Raw genomic sequence first — 14,276 nt, 5'->3', positions numbered from 1 at the left:
AGATGCAGATATGCGCCGGAAGAAAAGCTGCAGTTGGAGAGTTATGTGATTCAGAAAGGAAAATAAACGATGCGATATTTGAAACCACATTTTTACGATAAATTTGTCTGTACGGCCGGAGACTGCCCGGATACCTGCTGTGCGGGATGGCAGATCATGATCGATGAGGATTCTCTTGAGAAGTATAAAAGCGTGCAGGGGGAGTTTAGAAAACGTCTGCATAATTCGATCAACTGGGAAGAGGAGTGCTTCTGTCAGAATGACAGGCGGTGCGCGTTTTTGAATGATGAGAATCTGTGTGATCTCTATAAGGCACTGGGACCGGACGCGCTCTGCGATACCTGCCGCCTTTATCCGAGACACACGGAGGAATTTGAGGGACTCAGGGAATTATCCCTGTCCCTTTCCTGCCCGGAGGCGGCGAAGATCATTCTTTCCTGCAAGGAGCCGGTGCGGTTCATAGAGGAGGAGACGGACGAGGAAGATGATTTTGACGAGTTTGATTTTATGATGTTTTCGAGACTGGAAGACACCAGAGATGTTCTTTTCTCTGTTTTACAGGATCGAAATTTGCCGCTGACACTGCGTATGGCAGCGTGCGAGCAGCTGGCGGAGAGATACCAGATCTGTATGGAGGAAGGAAGAGAGTTTGAGATCGATGATCTGCTTCAGGAATGCGAACGCCATCACAGGGATGGAACCTTGCGGGAGTTTATATCGGAAAGTCTCTCAGAAAAGGGCGTGGATGCGGCATCTTTTCATCAGTGGGAGTGGCAGAAGGAAGAACTTCAGGTGCTTTACGGTCTGGAACGTCTGCGCCCGGAGTGGGATCAAGTGCTTGACGGAGCGGAAAAGTGGCTGTATCAGGGAAGCAAAGAGGAATATTTTAAGATCTGTGAGGAATTTCACCGGATGTATGGGGCGCTGAGCAGCCATAAAGAAGAGTGGGAAAATCTGGGCGAACAGCTTTTAATGTTCTTTGTCTATACATATTTCTGCGGAGCCGTCTATGACGATATGGTCTGTTCCAAACTGGAGCTGGCGCTGTTCTCTGTCCGGTGGATTCAGGAATTTTTGATCGTCCGTTGGATGGAAAATGGAAAAAAACTGTCCATGCAGGATGTGGAGGAACTCTCCTGGCGGTACGCGAGGGAGATCGAGCACTCCGATGATAACCTGAATGCGCTGGAGGACTGGCTGTTTGGGATGTATGCGCCGGAAGGATGTATGTTGGAGGATGAATAGAGATGATTTCATCCGGTCTTTTCGTGTGATCGGAGCCGGACATATCGCTGCATTTTGATCTGGTTCTGAATGATTTTGTTTTTGGGGGATTTCAATATTAAGGAAACGAGTTTGCTTTCTTTATACATTTTTTGCAAGAGGTACGCGCCAATGAGTCTCCGGGCGCAGACGCTTAGTGGGATTCCGGAAGGGTTCCTCTAAGCTTGCAGAAAAATGCTAAGGACGGAGAACAGGGAACACAACTCGCTGACGCTCAGACAAGTGTTCCCTGTCTTCCAACGCATTTTCCTGCGAGCCAAGAGGAAGCCAGCTCCCGGGATCCAGGCGCGCCTGTGCCCGGAGACTCATCGGCGCTGGGAATTGACTGAGCTGAAAGCGAGGGGTTATTCTCTTAATTCAGGCAGTAAATTACTATAATACATCATTTCCCCAGACAAGACTTTATCATAGAAGCTCTGCTTCCAGTCAATAAATGCGACAGCCTGCTGAAATTTTTCGATAGACTGAAGCAGAGCTTCTCTTTTATTTTGCAGAATAATTTTTCGCGTTGGAATAGATTTTTCTCCTTCAAGGCAAAGTGCGAGATACTCTTTCATTTCAGCAATGCTCATACCGCAATTTTTCAGGCAGTTTAAACTCTGGATCCATTTAATATCGTGATCATCAAACACCCGATAATTTCTTTTATCCCTTTTTACATTGGAAACAAGTCCTTCGTTGCAATAAAATTTCAAATTTTCGTAGGTCATATCGGTTAATTTGCAGGCCTCTTTCATGGAATACATAACATTCTCCTAAAAACATAAAATTAAATTCAAAATGCTGAATTTAACAGCTTGGATCTCAAAAAGTCCTTGACCGGTAGCAGCTACCGGCTGGTAGGATTATAGCATGATGAAAAAAAATGAATCAACAGGCAGGGGGAGAACAAATGGAATATATCAGGTTACGAAAGATGAGTGTGAACGATGCGTGCGGGATGCATTGGAAGTGGGATATCGCAGCATTGATACTGCCCAGAGTTATTTTAATGAAGAGGAGGTTGGAAAGGCTATTGAAAAGTCAGGAATTGACAGAAAAGAAATATTTTTAACCTCCAAGGTATGGATCGAACATTTCGGATATGAAGAGTGTAAAAAATCTGTGCTGGAATCTGTGGAAAAACTGCGTACAGATTATCTGGATCTGATGCTGCTGCATCAGCCGTTTGGTGATACTTACGGCGTATGGCGTGCTTTGGAAGAACTGTACAAAGAAGGAAAACTCCATGCAATCGGTATCTCCAATCATTATACAGACCGCATGGTAGAATTTGCAAACTTCACAAATATTAAGCCAATGGTAAATCAGATGGAAACGCATCCCCTTAACCAGCAGAAAACATTAAAAGAATGGGCAGACAAATATGATATCCGGCTGGAAGCGTGGGCACCATTTGGCGAAGGAAGAAACGGTCTTTTTGAGAATGAAGTCCTGAAAACGATTGGACAGAAATATGGAAAAACAACAGCCCAGGTAATGCTCCGCTGGCATATCCAAAGAGGTGTGATCGTAATTCCGAAGTCTGTACATAAAGAAAGTACAGTTTACAAGGGACTACACAGAGTAGGTATCTGACGGGAGGGGTTACGCCCGTCAGATTTTCCATGTGATATTCAAACTGTCGCTTGTGGCTGCTATGGTGGTAATCATCAAGTCTACCACCCGCCGCTTGTCGTCAAAGCAAGCATCGCTGGCGTTTATCTGCAAGCGGCTCAAATTGAATTTGAAGAAGCTGTCCGAGGAAGAAAAGAAGTGGCTGAAAAAGATTGCACAGAAGTCAGACTTGCTGAAAAATCCGAACCCCCAGCGGTGGAGGAAATAAGAGAACAACAAATATGGATTTATGGAGGAGATTACAATGACAGAGAAAGAAGAATTTCAATCGTTTTGGGATTTGCTTGTTCCGCCAGAGGGAAAAGCGGAAACGGTACAAGGAGAAGTTATTAGAATTGCTGGAAGAATAGAGTATGAATTTTTAGATAATGGTTGTATTAACTGGGATGAAGATTTTAAAAAAATGTTGGACGCTTTTTTGAGATATGTCCAATTAGGTAATGGGTTTAGTGGAGACGATTTAAGCTCCGCAGAACTTTTAGTACATCTTTTAAAAGATAACGGAGATAAAGGCTTTATAGATGACAACCTGACCACAGTACTATGTAGCTGTGCCATCGCATGGGTAAAACAAAATCCGGAAACGATACCGCTTTTAGACGCTGACTATATTAGATAAGCTCAATTTCCCATTTATCGAGGAGATAGCAAAACCAGCCGAGCCAGTCAACGGTCAAGATGAACGGCGCATAAATGCGCCGCCGTTGACAGTCCTGCCCGACTTTGCTAATGGGCAATCAAGGCGGGAAAGCCCTAAAACGACTTCCCGCCCATTTCAATTTTTCCGGGAGTGTGTCCACAAGTTCGGGATGTTTTGTCCCTAAGTTCGGCGTAGGACGAGGGACGGAGGCTTTCATATACGCCCTGTCTGCTGACGAAACCAGCCCTGCTCTTGCGGCTCTACGCCACGCAATCACAGCCCTGTTTTCCTGCCGTTTCAAATGCCCTTGCCCTCCCCGGCGGCCATGGCGTTTTCACGGCAACGCCGACAGAGCGTATAACACACTACACTTTGCAAGCAAAGTCGTGTGCCACAGGGATACCCTTTGGAAACCCCGGACAACAAAACAGGCTGAATATCTCGCACTTTCCCGGTGCGTGATACTCAGCCTTTATTTGTTGTCAGCAGCCCCTGTTTCGTGGTCTGCGTGTAGTTCCTTGTAAACTGACTTAACGTATGATTGAAAACTTTAATGTATTTGACTTTGCGCTTGATGAGAATGATATGAACCAGATTTCACAGATGGATACTGCCACAAGTGCTTTTTTCTCACATCAGGATCCAGCAATGGTGGAGTGGTTTGTAAAAATGGTTGAGGAGCGCAAATCGCAGCATGACAGCAGCAAAGAAAAAAAGAACTGGTAAAGCTGCTTATGAGGTGAGTACGCACTTTTTTACTGCTATTGTCACCGGAAGCTGCCGGTGGCAAACTCAGTTGGAAGAAAAAGAAATTAGGTGGGGACAAAGAATGAAAGGTCGTGTTGCAAAATATTATCTGACAGACGGAAGAAGACATACAGATTCAGAAGGTTATAAGACAAGCGTGGCATTTGAAAAATACCTTGCAGACTGCGGTCTTCAGGTGGCGACTGACAGAGACTTTGGAATTACAGCTCTGCGGTGGGCAGGAATGAAGGCGGGAATTGGAATCATACGAAAAAACAATTTCTTTTATACCGAGAAAGGGTCTTATCAGTATCTGGAGGCTTTTTTAATTGATGAGCCGCTTCAGTACATTGTGGAGAATCAGATCAGACCATGCGCTGAGAAATGTAACCTGTGCATGCGATCCTGTCCGACAGAATCATTGGAAGCGCCGTACATGATGTGCAGAAACACCTGCGTTTCCTGCCTGACAACATGGGATGGCTGGGATCTAAGGACGGAACCGCTGCAGAACAAATTCGAAAAATGGATCTACGGCTGCGATGCCTGCCAGGATGCATGGCCCCATAATAGAAAAGCATGGAAAGATACAGAAGAATTCCCAGAACTCGAAGCGTGGAGCAGCCATTTTACGGATACAGAGATCGTTCTGGCGGAATACAGCTGGCTGCGATCCGTCGTGCAGCCCAAACTCTGGTATATTCCGCAGGGGAAAGAGTGGCGGTATAAAACGAATGCGCTGAACGCGATGTTAAATAACTATGATCCGAAATACCTTCCGGTTATTAAAAAAGTATGTCAGGATGAATATTGTGAGGTTCGTGATATGGCGGAGTGGGTGCTTGAAGAGATTGAAAGGAAAGGTATCGGTGAATCGGAAAATGGGCAGTGATGTTGCATATAGAACATAAAATTACAGATAATTAACTAAAATATAAATAATATATTACAAATTATGAAGATATACGGAAGTATATTGAAAAAAAACAGCAATTGAAATATAATTTAAATAAGAGAAAAGCGCAAAGTGGACTGCCCCCCGGAGAGGAGGCAGTATGAGCAAGAAGAAAATTAAAATAAGATATATCATTTTTGTTCTGATCATCATAGGCATAGTAGTTTTTGTTGGAAAAATAACTAAGCTTGATGATTTAAACGCAGAAAAAGTCACCGAGATCATACTCGTATCCCCACCTTATAAAAAGAGAATAACAGACCGGCAGGAGATCGAAGAATTTACGAGTCTGTTTAATGAAAGAAAAAAGAAACCTGTATTTTCAATCATCAACTCATCTGGCTGGAGCAAAAGAGCCATTATAACAACGGAAACATATCAATAGGATATTATTTTTTGCGGGGAAAACATCACAGTGAACAGGCAGAAATATGTCATGGATGAATCGATTGATTCTGAACTGGAACAGTTTTATCAGTCCCTGAATGAGACAGAGGAAAAATATAATTAACAAAGCCCCGTTAAGATGAATGCCCCCGGATAAGGAGGTCACTATTATGGATAAATCAATAAAAACATGGAGAGTTTTTCTTTTTGGGATGTGCTGTATCTTGGTGAGCCTGTATATAAAAAAAATTTTACTCTCATTAGAAATAATAAAAGGTGATTTTTTATCCAATAGTATTGTTGGGGTTGCGGTGATCTGGTTCATAGCCGGTATTTTTCGCCTATACCATTTAAAGCGAACATATCCTGAACTTAAAACAGTCTTATCGAAAGATAAATGGTGCATAGCAGAATCTATTCTTATTTTCATTCTAGCAGTGGGATTAACATTAACTGGTGTAGGAGCGCACAATACCCAGATGTTATCTGAAATATTTCAAAGAGATGAAGATGAGAATATCACAGAATCTATAGTAAACACAGAGTATGGTTCTATAGAGGATTTTTCAGCAAACAACAGCATGGATATTTTTGTGCTTAATTTTAACAAGGAAAGCAATTTAGATAATGGATCGTTCAGCGCAGTAGATAAAACTGTTTCTGTGGCAAAGAGCTATACGGCAGTAACATATGAATGTGAGATAGATAGCGATAGATTTCAGGTAAAGTTGGCAACATATGATTCGGACAATGGCGAAGAACAACTGAACGCTGTAATAAAAAGCAATCCGGACATATTCACGAAAAAAGATATTGGAGGAAATTCCACATATTATTGCCCGGGATCAAAATATGACTGGTCGGACTGTTATGCAATGGTAGTAGATCATAAATTACTCGTGGTTAATATAGAAAAAGAATATGATCAATACATTGAATGGGTGTTAGGGCATATCACATTACAGTAATAAAGAAAGTAATTACTTTTTGTAATATTACAAGGAGCTAGTTTATGCAGATTATATTTCTGCCTGGTGATGAACCATTTTCGCAGTATCCTAATCATTATGTCGTTACTTCTAGTCTTGAAAACGTGATACTCACCATTTAAAGAATGGAGATGATCCTGATTAAAAAGATACGCATAATTGCATTAATATCTATTCTGTGCCTACTGATAGTTTATTTGCTTTGGAATAACATGAGTTTAAAAGGAAATTGGCCGGATGATTCTGATACCGTTTCCATTGAATGGTATGATTATAAAGGAATCTATCACAACCAGACTTTGACAGAAGAAGAAAGAAGCGGACTTACTCAATTAATAAAGGATATAACCCCAAAGAAAATATACATAACTCCGCAATCACGTTCAGGAGAACAAAGTTATAATATTGACTATTCTGGCAAGCGAAGTGTTCGTTATACTGTAAAAAGTTCAGGTTTAATTATTATTTTGAATAATGAATTTCCATTTCAACATTCGGTCTGAAATAGGAGATGACGCGGTAATTATTCAATACATAAATAGTATGGTTGATAGATGAGCAAAGAAGAAAAAACGCATCACCATAAAAGCTGTTTGATCGTGATATGAATGGAGAACTTGTACACTGGTTCACAAAATCAAAGGGAAATGGAGGGGACAAAATGAAAAAACATTGTATACTATGGACTGTAGTAATAACTCTTATTGTTTCCTGGTTTTTATTTTTCCCGTGGAGCAAACAAGTATTAGAGGATGGCGGGACTATTGTCTATTCCAGTTTCACATATAAAATTTATATATGGAACTCAATAGGAGGAAAAAATACGACTGAGATATATTATTTCCCATCTAATTTTAAGTATAGGAGTGGAACATTAAATTAATAATCAAAAGTCAATGATAAACCCTTGAACATTGTTTGTGTGTCTGTCATCGAATATTTTCAACTGGTGAAAGTCTGGAAACTGCTTGGTAATGGGAAGGGGGAGGAGAAAAATGTTGTCCTCTCAAAAGAAATATTTTATTACGATTATTATATATGTTGCGCTTTACCTTTTGTCCCAAACTGTTCTTTCCAAATTATATTTGTTTCAATGGACAGCAACACACCATTATTTATATGTTTGGATTTTCTCCACTGTACTGCTTTATTGTAAGAAATATATAGTTTCATTTTCAATAACATTTGGAAATTTGTTTGGAATATTAATTGGTCAATTTTTTGGAGATTGCATTAAGTATAAGAACATATTAAAAATAACAGCAGAAATGTCCTTGGAACAAAAATATTCACTTTACCATCATCCATGCGTAGAGTATTGGATTGTAACTATTATTATTTTTACAGTAGTTGGCATATTAGTGAACAAGCGCAGATATGTCAGGGATGAATCTTGAACTGGATCAGTTTTAGCTATTGTTGAATGAAACATTGGAAAAGAGTGAATGCATCGGCGAAATTCATGGAGGTGACGGCTATGAGGAAAATAAAGGAGCTTATATTTTCTGAGAATGGTATGAAAGCAGTTAACACCTTGTTCTTTTCGGCGATGCTTTTTTATAGGAGCGGCCTGCTGTTTGTCGCTTATATTGTCTGGATCTGTTATCTTGTGTTTTGCATTAGAAATACGGAATCCAGGGGGAGCAAGGTGGTTTATTCGGTGTTTGTTGGAATTGCAGTTGTTATGATCGGAGTGAATCTGTATGGTTTGATACGAGGATGATAGATCATCCGGATTTCCTTTTGAACTTCCAATTTTCAGCGACTTTACTGCTACCGATGTATCTTCTGCACGTTCTTCTTTATTTGTCTCTGTTTCTTCATGTGCAGAATCTGCAGGGGCAATCGTAGTTATTTCCGGTATCGTCTTCTGAGCAGTCTGGCAGCCGGTCATAAACAAGCAGACAATCCCGAGCATTATAAATCGTTTTTTCATGTTATCACCTCCTGAATCACACGCGCTCAAATGACAGATATCTCATCCCTTGGAAAGTGAGTTTTCCGATATCTCCTTCCGCCAGCATTCCATATTCTCTTCCTGAAACCTGTAGTTCCATCCGGTCACCGCTCTCTACCTGAAACGTGACATAGTAGCTGGTACTTGAAGTCGAATGAAAGCCATGAGCTCCAGACAGGTCACCCGCATTTGCATGGCTATGATGTGTGATATTTTCACGCTTTGCGACGATGGTTGCACTCACCGACAGACGCGGTGACTGATTGTTTTTGTGCCATGTTCTGATTCCGGTCACAAACTGAAAGATGATCATACCGAAAACGATCACGAAGATAATTGGAAACATATATTCAAACAGCATAAACATATCACTCACCCCTTCTTAATCTTGCGTCTAACGATTCCCCTGAGCACAGCATATACAACAATCACGAAAAGCGAGGCAGCGCTATACAGTAATGCTTCTGTATACCAAGGCGCAGAATTCTGTTCGTATAGTTTCGGAAAGCGCTTGTACTCATAGAAATCCATACTCGTTTTAATCACAATCACATAAAAACTCGCATAGATCATACATTTTAAGAAATCGTAGAGTTTATTCATATCATCACCTCCGCGATACACTGCTCAATTCTTTTGACTTCAACAAACTGGAATTTGTCGGGTTCTTTACATAGATAAAATATTAATTTTTCTTTCCACACCTAAAAAAAATAAAGTCTGGTTGATGAATAACTCCTCCAAACATATCTGCTCGCTTTTCTCTAATTGATTCTGGTACTTTTGATTCCTGACATTCCTCAATGATAAATCCAGCAGAAACAATATCATTTATTAATGTTGAAATCGTTCTATGATAAAGTTCATATTCATCTACTACCCAATGAATAACACGCTTACCCTCTATTCCGTAATTTCGTAGATTAGCATATAATCTTTCTCCAGTTTCGGTTCTGGTATATCTGTCAAAAGTCCCATCATATGCTGTACTTATTGGGTGTGACATCGAAAAAACACATTTGCCATTTTCATTCAAGTGACTATAAATCTGTTTCATAAGCCTTTCAAAATTTTCTACATAATCAAAAGCCAATGAACTTGTAATAACATCAAACTTTTCCTCTAAATCATCCAATTCTTCAAAAGCCAGTCTTCTGTATTCAATATTAGAGGCAGCATTATTTTTTCTTGCATATGCTAACATTTTTTCCGATATATCAATTCCAAGAACGGATAACGCCCCCTTCTTTGAATATTGAAGTGCATGTTGCCCCATACCACATCCAATATCTAATACTTTCTTTTTATATAGTTCAGGTATCATTCCTAATATTATTGGTGTCTCAATAATATCATTAAAATTGATTTCTTTGCTACGTATTTTCTCGAAGTTTTCGTAAAATAAATCATTATCATAAATATTTTGTTTTGACATTCTGCAACCAGCCTTTCATATAAAAAATTATTTTTTGTTTTCTTCTACTTCCATCTTCTTGTCTTTCGGGCAACAAGCATCCTTCTCTTTCAGCTCGGTCAATTCCGATTTGTTACTCACATAATATCATGTTTTTTCTTCAATTACATCTACATAATTTTAATAAACTGCCATTCGGTTTGCTTCTGTAACCAGCGTCCGGTTAATCTTCTCCTGCATTGTTTCCCTTGCATCTTCGTTGAAATGATAACGGATGACAGAGGCTGTCCAACTCATCGATACGCTCTTTGGGAATACAAGGCTGTTCGGATATATCCTCAATGTATTAGATATCATCCGCAAAATGGGATTCCAGTATTACTTCCCGCATCGTACATCCCATCCCGGCGCATCCCCCGCCACAATGAATCAACCCACAGAACCTGCCCTCACATATTCTTCCATATACATAGCTACAAAAAAGCCTGCCCCACCAGCATTCTATTTGCCAGTGCAGCAGGCCCTTTAAAGTACGTTCTAAATTACATTCCAAGTCAACATCTAAGCTGAAATCTACAGGCCAAGAGCCATCATTCCAACTCAAACGCCCCAGTATACAACTGATAATACACACCCTTCTGCGCGATCAACGTCTCATGATCCCCGCGCTCAATGATATGCCCGTGATCCAAAACCATGATCGCCTTACTGTTGCGTACCGTAGAAAGTCTGTGGGCGATCACAAACACCGTGCGTCCCATCATCAGGTTGTCCATTCCCTCCTGAACCAGCGCCTCTGTTCTCGTATCGATCGAGCTCGTCGCCTCGTCTAAGATCATCACAGGTGGATCCGCGACAGCGGCTCGTGCGATCGAGATGAGCTGTCTCTGCCCCTGGGAAAGGCTGGCGCCGTTGCCGGTCAGCATCGTATTGTAACCCTCCGGAAGTCTCTGGATAAAATCATCCGCATTTGCAAGTCTTGCAGCCGCCATACATTCTTCATCGGTGGCATCCAGCCGTCCATAACGGATATTCTCCATAACCGTACCCGTAAAGAGATTCACATCCTGAAGAACAACGCCGAGAGACCGCCTGAGATCCGGTTTCCGGATCTTTGTGATATTGATCCCGTCGTACCGGATCTTGCCGTCCGGAATATCATAAAACCGGTTGATCAGGTTCGTGATGGTCGTCTTACCGGCACCTGTGGCGCCGACGAAGGCGATCTTCTGGCCGGGCTTCGCGTAGAGGGTGATGTTATGGAGAACCAGTTTTTCTGGTGTGTATCCGAAATCAACATCCTCTAAGCGGATATCGCCTTTTAATGGAGTATAGGTGACGGTTCCCTCCGCTTTGTGCGGATGCTTCCATGCCCAGATCCCGTTCTTATCATTTGTCTCCTTTAACGTGCCGTCAGCGCCCCATTCAGCGCGCACAAGAGTCACATAACCCTCATCTTCCTCCGGCTTCTCATCGATCAGCGCAAAAACACGGGAAGCGCCCGCAAGACCCATGGCGATCATGGAGACCTGCATGGATGCCTGACCGATGGTCTGGGAGAGCTGTCTTGCCATTCCAAGGAAGGAAACGATCACGCCGATGGTGACAACACCGGAGCCGCTGAGACTTAAGTTCGGGGCTTTGAGATATACGAGGAGTCCGCCGACAATGGCGAGGACCACATACATCAGGTTGCCCACGTTATTTAAGATCGGCATCAAAGAGTTGCCATATCGGTTTGCCATCTCACCGTCGGAGAAAAGCTGCTCGTTTAACTTGTCAAAATCCTTCTTACACTCGTCCTCATGGCAGAAGACCTTGACGACCTTCTGTCCCTGGATCATCTCCTCGATGAAACCTTCCTCCTTCGCGAGGGATCTCTGCTGTGCCATCATGTAGCGGGAGCTTGCACCGCCGAATTTCTTCGTGACGGTCAGCATGAGAGCGGAGAAGAGGCACACAACGAGAGTCATCCAGACGCTGTAATAGATCATCATGAGGAACATGACGGTGATCGTGAGAGAAGACTGGAAGACCATCGGAAGTGACTGGCCGATCAGCTGGCGGATCGCGTCGGTATCGTTTGTGTAGGTACTCATGATATCGCCGTGGGCGTGGGTGTCAAAATACTTGATCGGCAGGGACTGCATCTTATCGAACATGTCCACACGCAGGTGCTTTAATGTCCCCTGTGTCACGGTCGCCATGAGGTGGGTGTAGGTGAAGGCAGCCGCGACACCGAACACATACAGGGTGACCATTGAGAGGATCGTCTGCATGAACGGCTGCCGGATGCTCTCAAATCCGTTCTCCAGTCCCGGAAGAATGCAGGTATCGATGAGCCGCTGTAAAAATACGGTCTGGACCACGGAGGCAGCTGCGGCGATGATGATGCAGATGATCACGGTGATCATGTACACCCGGTAGTTCTTGTAAATGTAGCGGAGCAGGCGGCCGAAGGTGCCATTTTTCTTATTCTGTTTTTCCATGATCATGCCTCCTTGCTCTTTGTCTGGGAATCATTGACTTCTCTGTAAATACCGTTTAAGGCGAGAAGTTCTTCGTGGGTTCCGGATTCCACGATCCGCCCGCCATCCATGACGAGGATGCGGTCTGCGTCCTGAACAGAGGAGACACGCTGGGCGATGATGATCTTTGTGGTGTCCGGAAGCTCATGTTTAAATGCCTGACGGATCAGGGCATCTGTTTTAGTATCCACAGCGGAAGTGGAATCGTCCAGGATCAGGATCTTCGGTTTCTTTAAGATCGCTCTCGCGATACAGAGACGCTGCTTCTGGCCGCCGGAGACGTTCGTTCCACCCTGTTCGATATAGGTGTCATATCCATCCGGAAATTGTGTGACGAACTCGTCCGCCTGCGCTAATCGGCATGCGTGGATCAGCTCCTCGTCTGTGGCGTTCTTATTGCCCCAGCGGAGGTTTTCCTTGATCGTTCCGGAGAATAGGACGTTCTTCTGGAGAACGACAGCCACAGCGTCACGGAGGGCCTGAAGATCGTACTCACGCACATCGCGTCCACCGACCTTCACCGCGCCCACCGTCACATCGTAGAGACGTGGGATGAGCTGGATCAATGTTGTCTTTGCGGAGCCGGTACCGCCGATGATACCGATGGTGGAACCGGACGGAATCTTAAGATCAATGTCAGTCAGGGCAAATTTTTTGTTCTTTCCGGAATAGCGGAAGGAAACATGGTCGAACTCGACGCTGCCGTCCTTTACATCTGTTGCTCCGTTTTCCGGGGATCGTAAAACGCTCTCATGATTCAGGACTTCGGCAATACGGTCGCCGGATTCCTGGGCCATGCTGCACATAACGAATACCATGGACAGCATCATCATGGACGTGAGGATCTGGACGCCGTAGCTGATCAGGGAAGAAAGTTCCCCGGTGGAAAGCTCGCTGCCTCCGGTGCCGATGATGAGCTTCGCGCCGAAAAAGCTTACTAAAAGCATTGAAACATAGATGCAGAAGGTCATCACCGGGTTATTTAAGGCGAGGATCTTTTCTGCCATCGTGAAGTCTTTTCGCACCTCCTCGGCAGCGTTTTCGAATTTCTTCTTCTCGTAATCTTCGCGGACGAAGGATTTTACGACACGGATGCCGCCGACGTTCTCCTGGACGGAGTTATTTAAGGCATCGTATTTCTTGAAGATCCGCTTAAAGATCGGGTGGACATAGAAGAAGATGCCAAACAGTGCCGCTGCAAGAACCGGGAGAAGTGCCAGAAAGATGAAGGACATCCGGACATTGATGCTCATGCTCATGATGACGGAAAAGACTGTCATAAGCGGGGCACGGACTGCCATGCGGATCAGCATCTGGTAGGCGTTCTGAACGTTCGAGACATCTGTCGTCATCCTCGTCACGAGAGAGGAGGAGGAGAACTTGTCGATGTCTGCAAAGGCGAAGTCCTGGGTCTTAAAGTAGAGATCTCTTCTTAAGTTCTTTGCGAGTCCGCACCCGGCTGTAGCAGCCGCTCTCGCCGAGAGAACGCCGAAGAGCAGGGAAAGGGTCGCAAGGACCAGTAAGAGGGCGCCGTATTTTAAGATCGGTGCCATGGAAGATCCGGTCATGTCATCGATAAGCTTAGACATGATGAGAGGAATCGTACATTCCAGAATGACTTCCATGGTGACAAACAGCGGTGTCTCGATGGACACGCGTTTGTACTGGCGCACGCTTTTTAAAAGTGTTTTAACCATGAATGATTTACCTCATTTCCATATAAAATTTGCGATCCCGCAAAAGCTCCTGATGCGGAGA

The 14,276-nt window shown here is 43.5% G+C and carries 14 protein-coding genes and 1 pseudogene; 9 read left to right on the top strand and 6 right to left on the bottom strand.

Going from position 1 to position 14,276, the window contains the following annotated elements; genetic code table 11:
- Positions 1-69: 69 nt before the first annotated feature.
- Entirely contained in the window at positions 70-1,245 is a 1,176-nt protein-coding gene (gene fliB / locus DW826_RS08730; protein ID WP_117552520.1) for a flagellin lysine-N-methylase, read from the top strand.
- A gap of 383 nt (positions 1,246-1,628) precedes the next feature.
- On the opposite strand, the gene DW826_RS08725 is transcribed toward fliB, so the two are convergent.
- A complete protein-coding gene (locus tag DW826_RS08725; RefSeq protein ID WP_117552519.1) occupies positions 1,629-2,030 on the bottom strand; it encodes a MerR family transcriptional regulator in 402 nt (133 codons plus the stop codon).
- Between the two features lie 106 nt (positions 2,031-2,136).
- Between DW826_RS08725 and DW826_RS08720 the strand changes: the two genes are divergently transcribed.
- The 8 genes and pseudogenes from DW826_RS08720 (at position 2,137) to DW826_RS18070 (ending at position 7,122) form a co-directional block, all read left to right on the top strand.
- Positions 2,137-2,862 carry an aldo/keto reductase gene (locus DW826_RS08720; protein WP_117552518.1) on the top strand — a complete coding sequence of 242 codons (726 nt, stop codon included), beginning with the start codon at positions 2,137-2,139 and terminating at the stop codon, positions 2,860-2,862.
- 103 nt (positions 2,863-2,965) lie between these two features.
- A pseudogene (locus DW826_RS08710) lies at positions 2,966-3,109 on the top strand (transcriptional regulator); the annotation flags it as partial.
- Between the two features lie 36 nt (positions 3,110-3,145).
- Positions 3,146-3,520 carry a hypothetical protein gene (locus DW826_RS08705; protein ID WP_117552517.1) on the top strand — a complete coding sequence of 125 codons (375 nt, stop codon included), beginning with the start codon at positions 3,146-3,148 and terminating at the stop codon, positions 3,518-3,520.
- A gap of 558 nt (positions 3,521-4,078) precedes the next feature.
- A complete protein-coding gene (locus DW826_RS08695; RefSeq protein WP_181968030.1) occupies positions 4,079-4,267 on the top strand; it encodes a hypothetical protein in 189 nt (62 codons plus the stop codon).
- 103 nt (positions 4,268-4,370) lie between these two features.
- A complete protein-coding gene (locus tag DW826_RS08690) occupies positions 4,371-5,180 on the top strand; it encodes an epoxyqueuosine reductase (RefSeq protein WP_117471233.1) in 810 nt (269 codons plus the stop codon).
- Between the two features lie 163 nt (positions 5,181-5,343).
- The gene (locus DW826_RS08685) at positions 5,344-5,628 is read left to right on the top strand and encodes a hypothetical protein (protein ID WP_117471232.1); all 285 of its coding nucleotides are present in this window, start codon (positions 5,344-5,346) and stop codon (positions 5,626-5,628) included.
- A 172-nt stretch (positions 5,629-5,800) separates the two neighbouring features.
- Complete coding sequence (locus DW826_RS08680; RefSeq protein ID WP_117504723.1) at positions 5,801-6,598, top strand: hypothetical protein; 798 nt, start codon at positions 5,801-5,803, stop codon at positions 6,596-6,598.
- 233 nt (positions 6,599-6,831) lie between these two features.
- Positions 6,832-7,122, top strand: coding sequence for a hypothetical protein (locus DW826_RS18070; protein WP_147324218.1), 291 nt, complete (start codon positions 6,832-6,834; stop codon positions 7,120-7,122).
- Between the two features lie 797 nt (positions 7,123-7,919).
- Here the strand turns inward: DW826_RS18070 and DW826_RS18065 are convergent.
- The 5 genes from DW826_RS18065 to DW826_RS08635 all read right to left on the bottom strand — a co-directional run bounded on the left by DW826_RS18065 (position 7,920) and on the right by DW826_RS08635 (position 14,215).
- A complete protein-coding gene (locus DW826_RS18065; RefSeq protein ID WP_147327137.1) occupies positions 7,920-8,555 on the bottom strand; it encodes a hypothetical protein in 636 nt (211 codons plus the stop codon).
- A gap of 16 nt (positions 8,556-8,571) precedes the next feature.
- Positions 8,572-8,943, bottom strand: a complete 372-nt coding sequence (locus DW826_RS08660) for a DUF2500 domain-containing protein (protein WP_117552514.1) — start codon at positions 8,941-8,943, stop codon at positions 8,572-8,574.
- A 318-nt stretch (positions 8,944-9,261) separates the two neighbouring features.
- Entirely contained in the window at positions 9,262-10,011 is a 750-nt protein-coding gene (locus tag DW826_RS08650) for a methyltransferase domain-containing protein (RefSeq protein WP_015554079.1), read from the bottom strand.
- A gap of 569 nt (positions 10,012-10,580) precedes the next feature.
- Positions 10,581-12,485 (bottom strand): ABC transporter ATP-binding protein, encoded by a 1,905-nt coding sequence (locus DW826_RS08640; protein ID WP_117552512.1) that lies wholly within the window; start codon positions 12,483-12,485, stop codon positions 10,581-10,583.
- Positions 12,482-14,215 carry an ABC transporter ATP-binding protein gene (locus DW826_RS08635; RefSeq protein WP_117552511.1) on the bottom strand — a complete coding sequence of 578 codons (1,734 nt, stop codon included), beginning with the start codon at positions 14,213-14,215 and terminating at the stop codon, positions 12,482-12,484. Before DW826_RS08635 ends, DW826_RS08640 begins: the two co-directional genes overlap by 4 nt.
- Positions 14,216-14,276: the final 61 nt, after the last annotated feature.

The sequence above is a fragment of the Clostridium sp. AM34-11AC genome (genome assembly GCF_003435375.1).
In the GTDB taxonomy this organism is placed as follows: Bacteria; Bacillota; Clostridia; order Lachnospirales; family Lachnospiraceae; genus Pilosibacter; species Pilosibacter fragilis.
This window is presented reverse-complemented; position numbering and strand designations above follow the sequence as displayed.

Bases quoted from the DNA above. Each gene is read 5' to 3' on its own strand.
- DW826_RS08680 (WP_117504723.1), top strand. From the start codon at position 5,801: ATGGATAAATCAATAAAAACATGGAGAGTTTTTCTTTTTGGGATGTGC.
- DW826_RS18065 (WP_147327137.1), bottom strand. From the start codon at position 8,555: ATGAAAAAACGATTTATAATGCTCGGGATTGTCTGCTTGTTTATGACC.
- fliB (WP_117552520.1), top strand. From the start codon at position 70: ATGCGATATTTGAAACCACATTTTTACGATAAATTTGTCTGTACGGCC.
- DW826_RS08685 (WP_117471232.1), top strand. From the start codon at position 5,344: ATGAGCAAGAAGAAAATTAAAATAAGATATATCATTTTTGTTCTGATC.
- DW826_RS08720 (WP_117552518.1), top strand. From the start codon at position 2,137: ATGATGAAAAAAAATGAATCAACAGGCAGGGGGAGAACAAATGGAATA.
- DW826_RS08650 (WP_015554079.1), bottom strand. From the start codon at position 10,011: ATGTCAAAACAAAATATTTATGATAATGATTTATTTTACGAAAACTTC.
- DW826_RS08635 (WP_117552511.1), bottom strand. From the start codon at position 14,215: ATGGTTAAAACACTTTTAAAAAGCGTGCGCCAGTACAAACGCGTGTCC.
- DW826_RS08690 (WP_117471233.1), top strand. From the start codon at position 4,371: ATGAAAGGTCGTGTTGCAAAATATTATCTGACAGACGGAAGAAGACAT.
- DW826_RS08705 (WP_117552517.1), top strand. From the start codon at position 3,146: ATGACAGAGAAAGAAGAATTTCAATCGTTTTGGGATTTGCTTGTTCCG.
- DW826_RS08725 (WP_117552519.1), bottom strand. From the start codon at position 2,030: ATGTATTCCATGAAAGAGGCCTGCAAATTAACCGATATGACCTACGAA.
- DW826_RS08695 (WP_181968030.1), top strand. From the start codon at position 4,079: ATGATTGAAAACTTTAATGTATTTGACTTTGCGCTTGATGAGAATGAT.
- DW826_RS08640 (WP_117552512.1), bottom strand. From the start codon at position 12,485: ATGATCATGGAAAAACAGAATAAGAAAAATGGCACCTTCGGCCGCCTG.
- DW826_RS18070 (WP_147324218.1), top strand. From the start codon at position 6,832: ATGAGTTTAAAAGGAAATTGGCCGGATGATTCTGATACCGTTTCCATT.
- DW826_RS08660 (WP_117552514.1), bottom strand. From the start codon at position 8,943: ATGTTTATGCTGTTTGAATATATGTTTCCAATTATCTTCGTGATCGTT.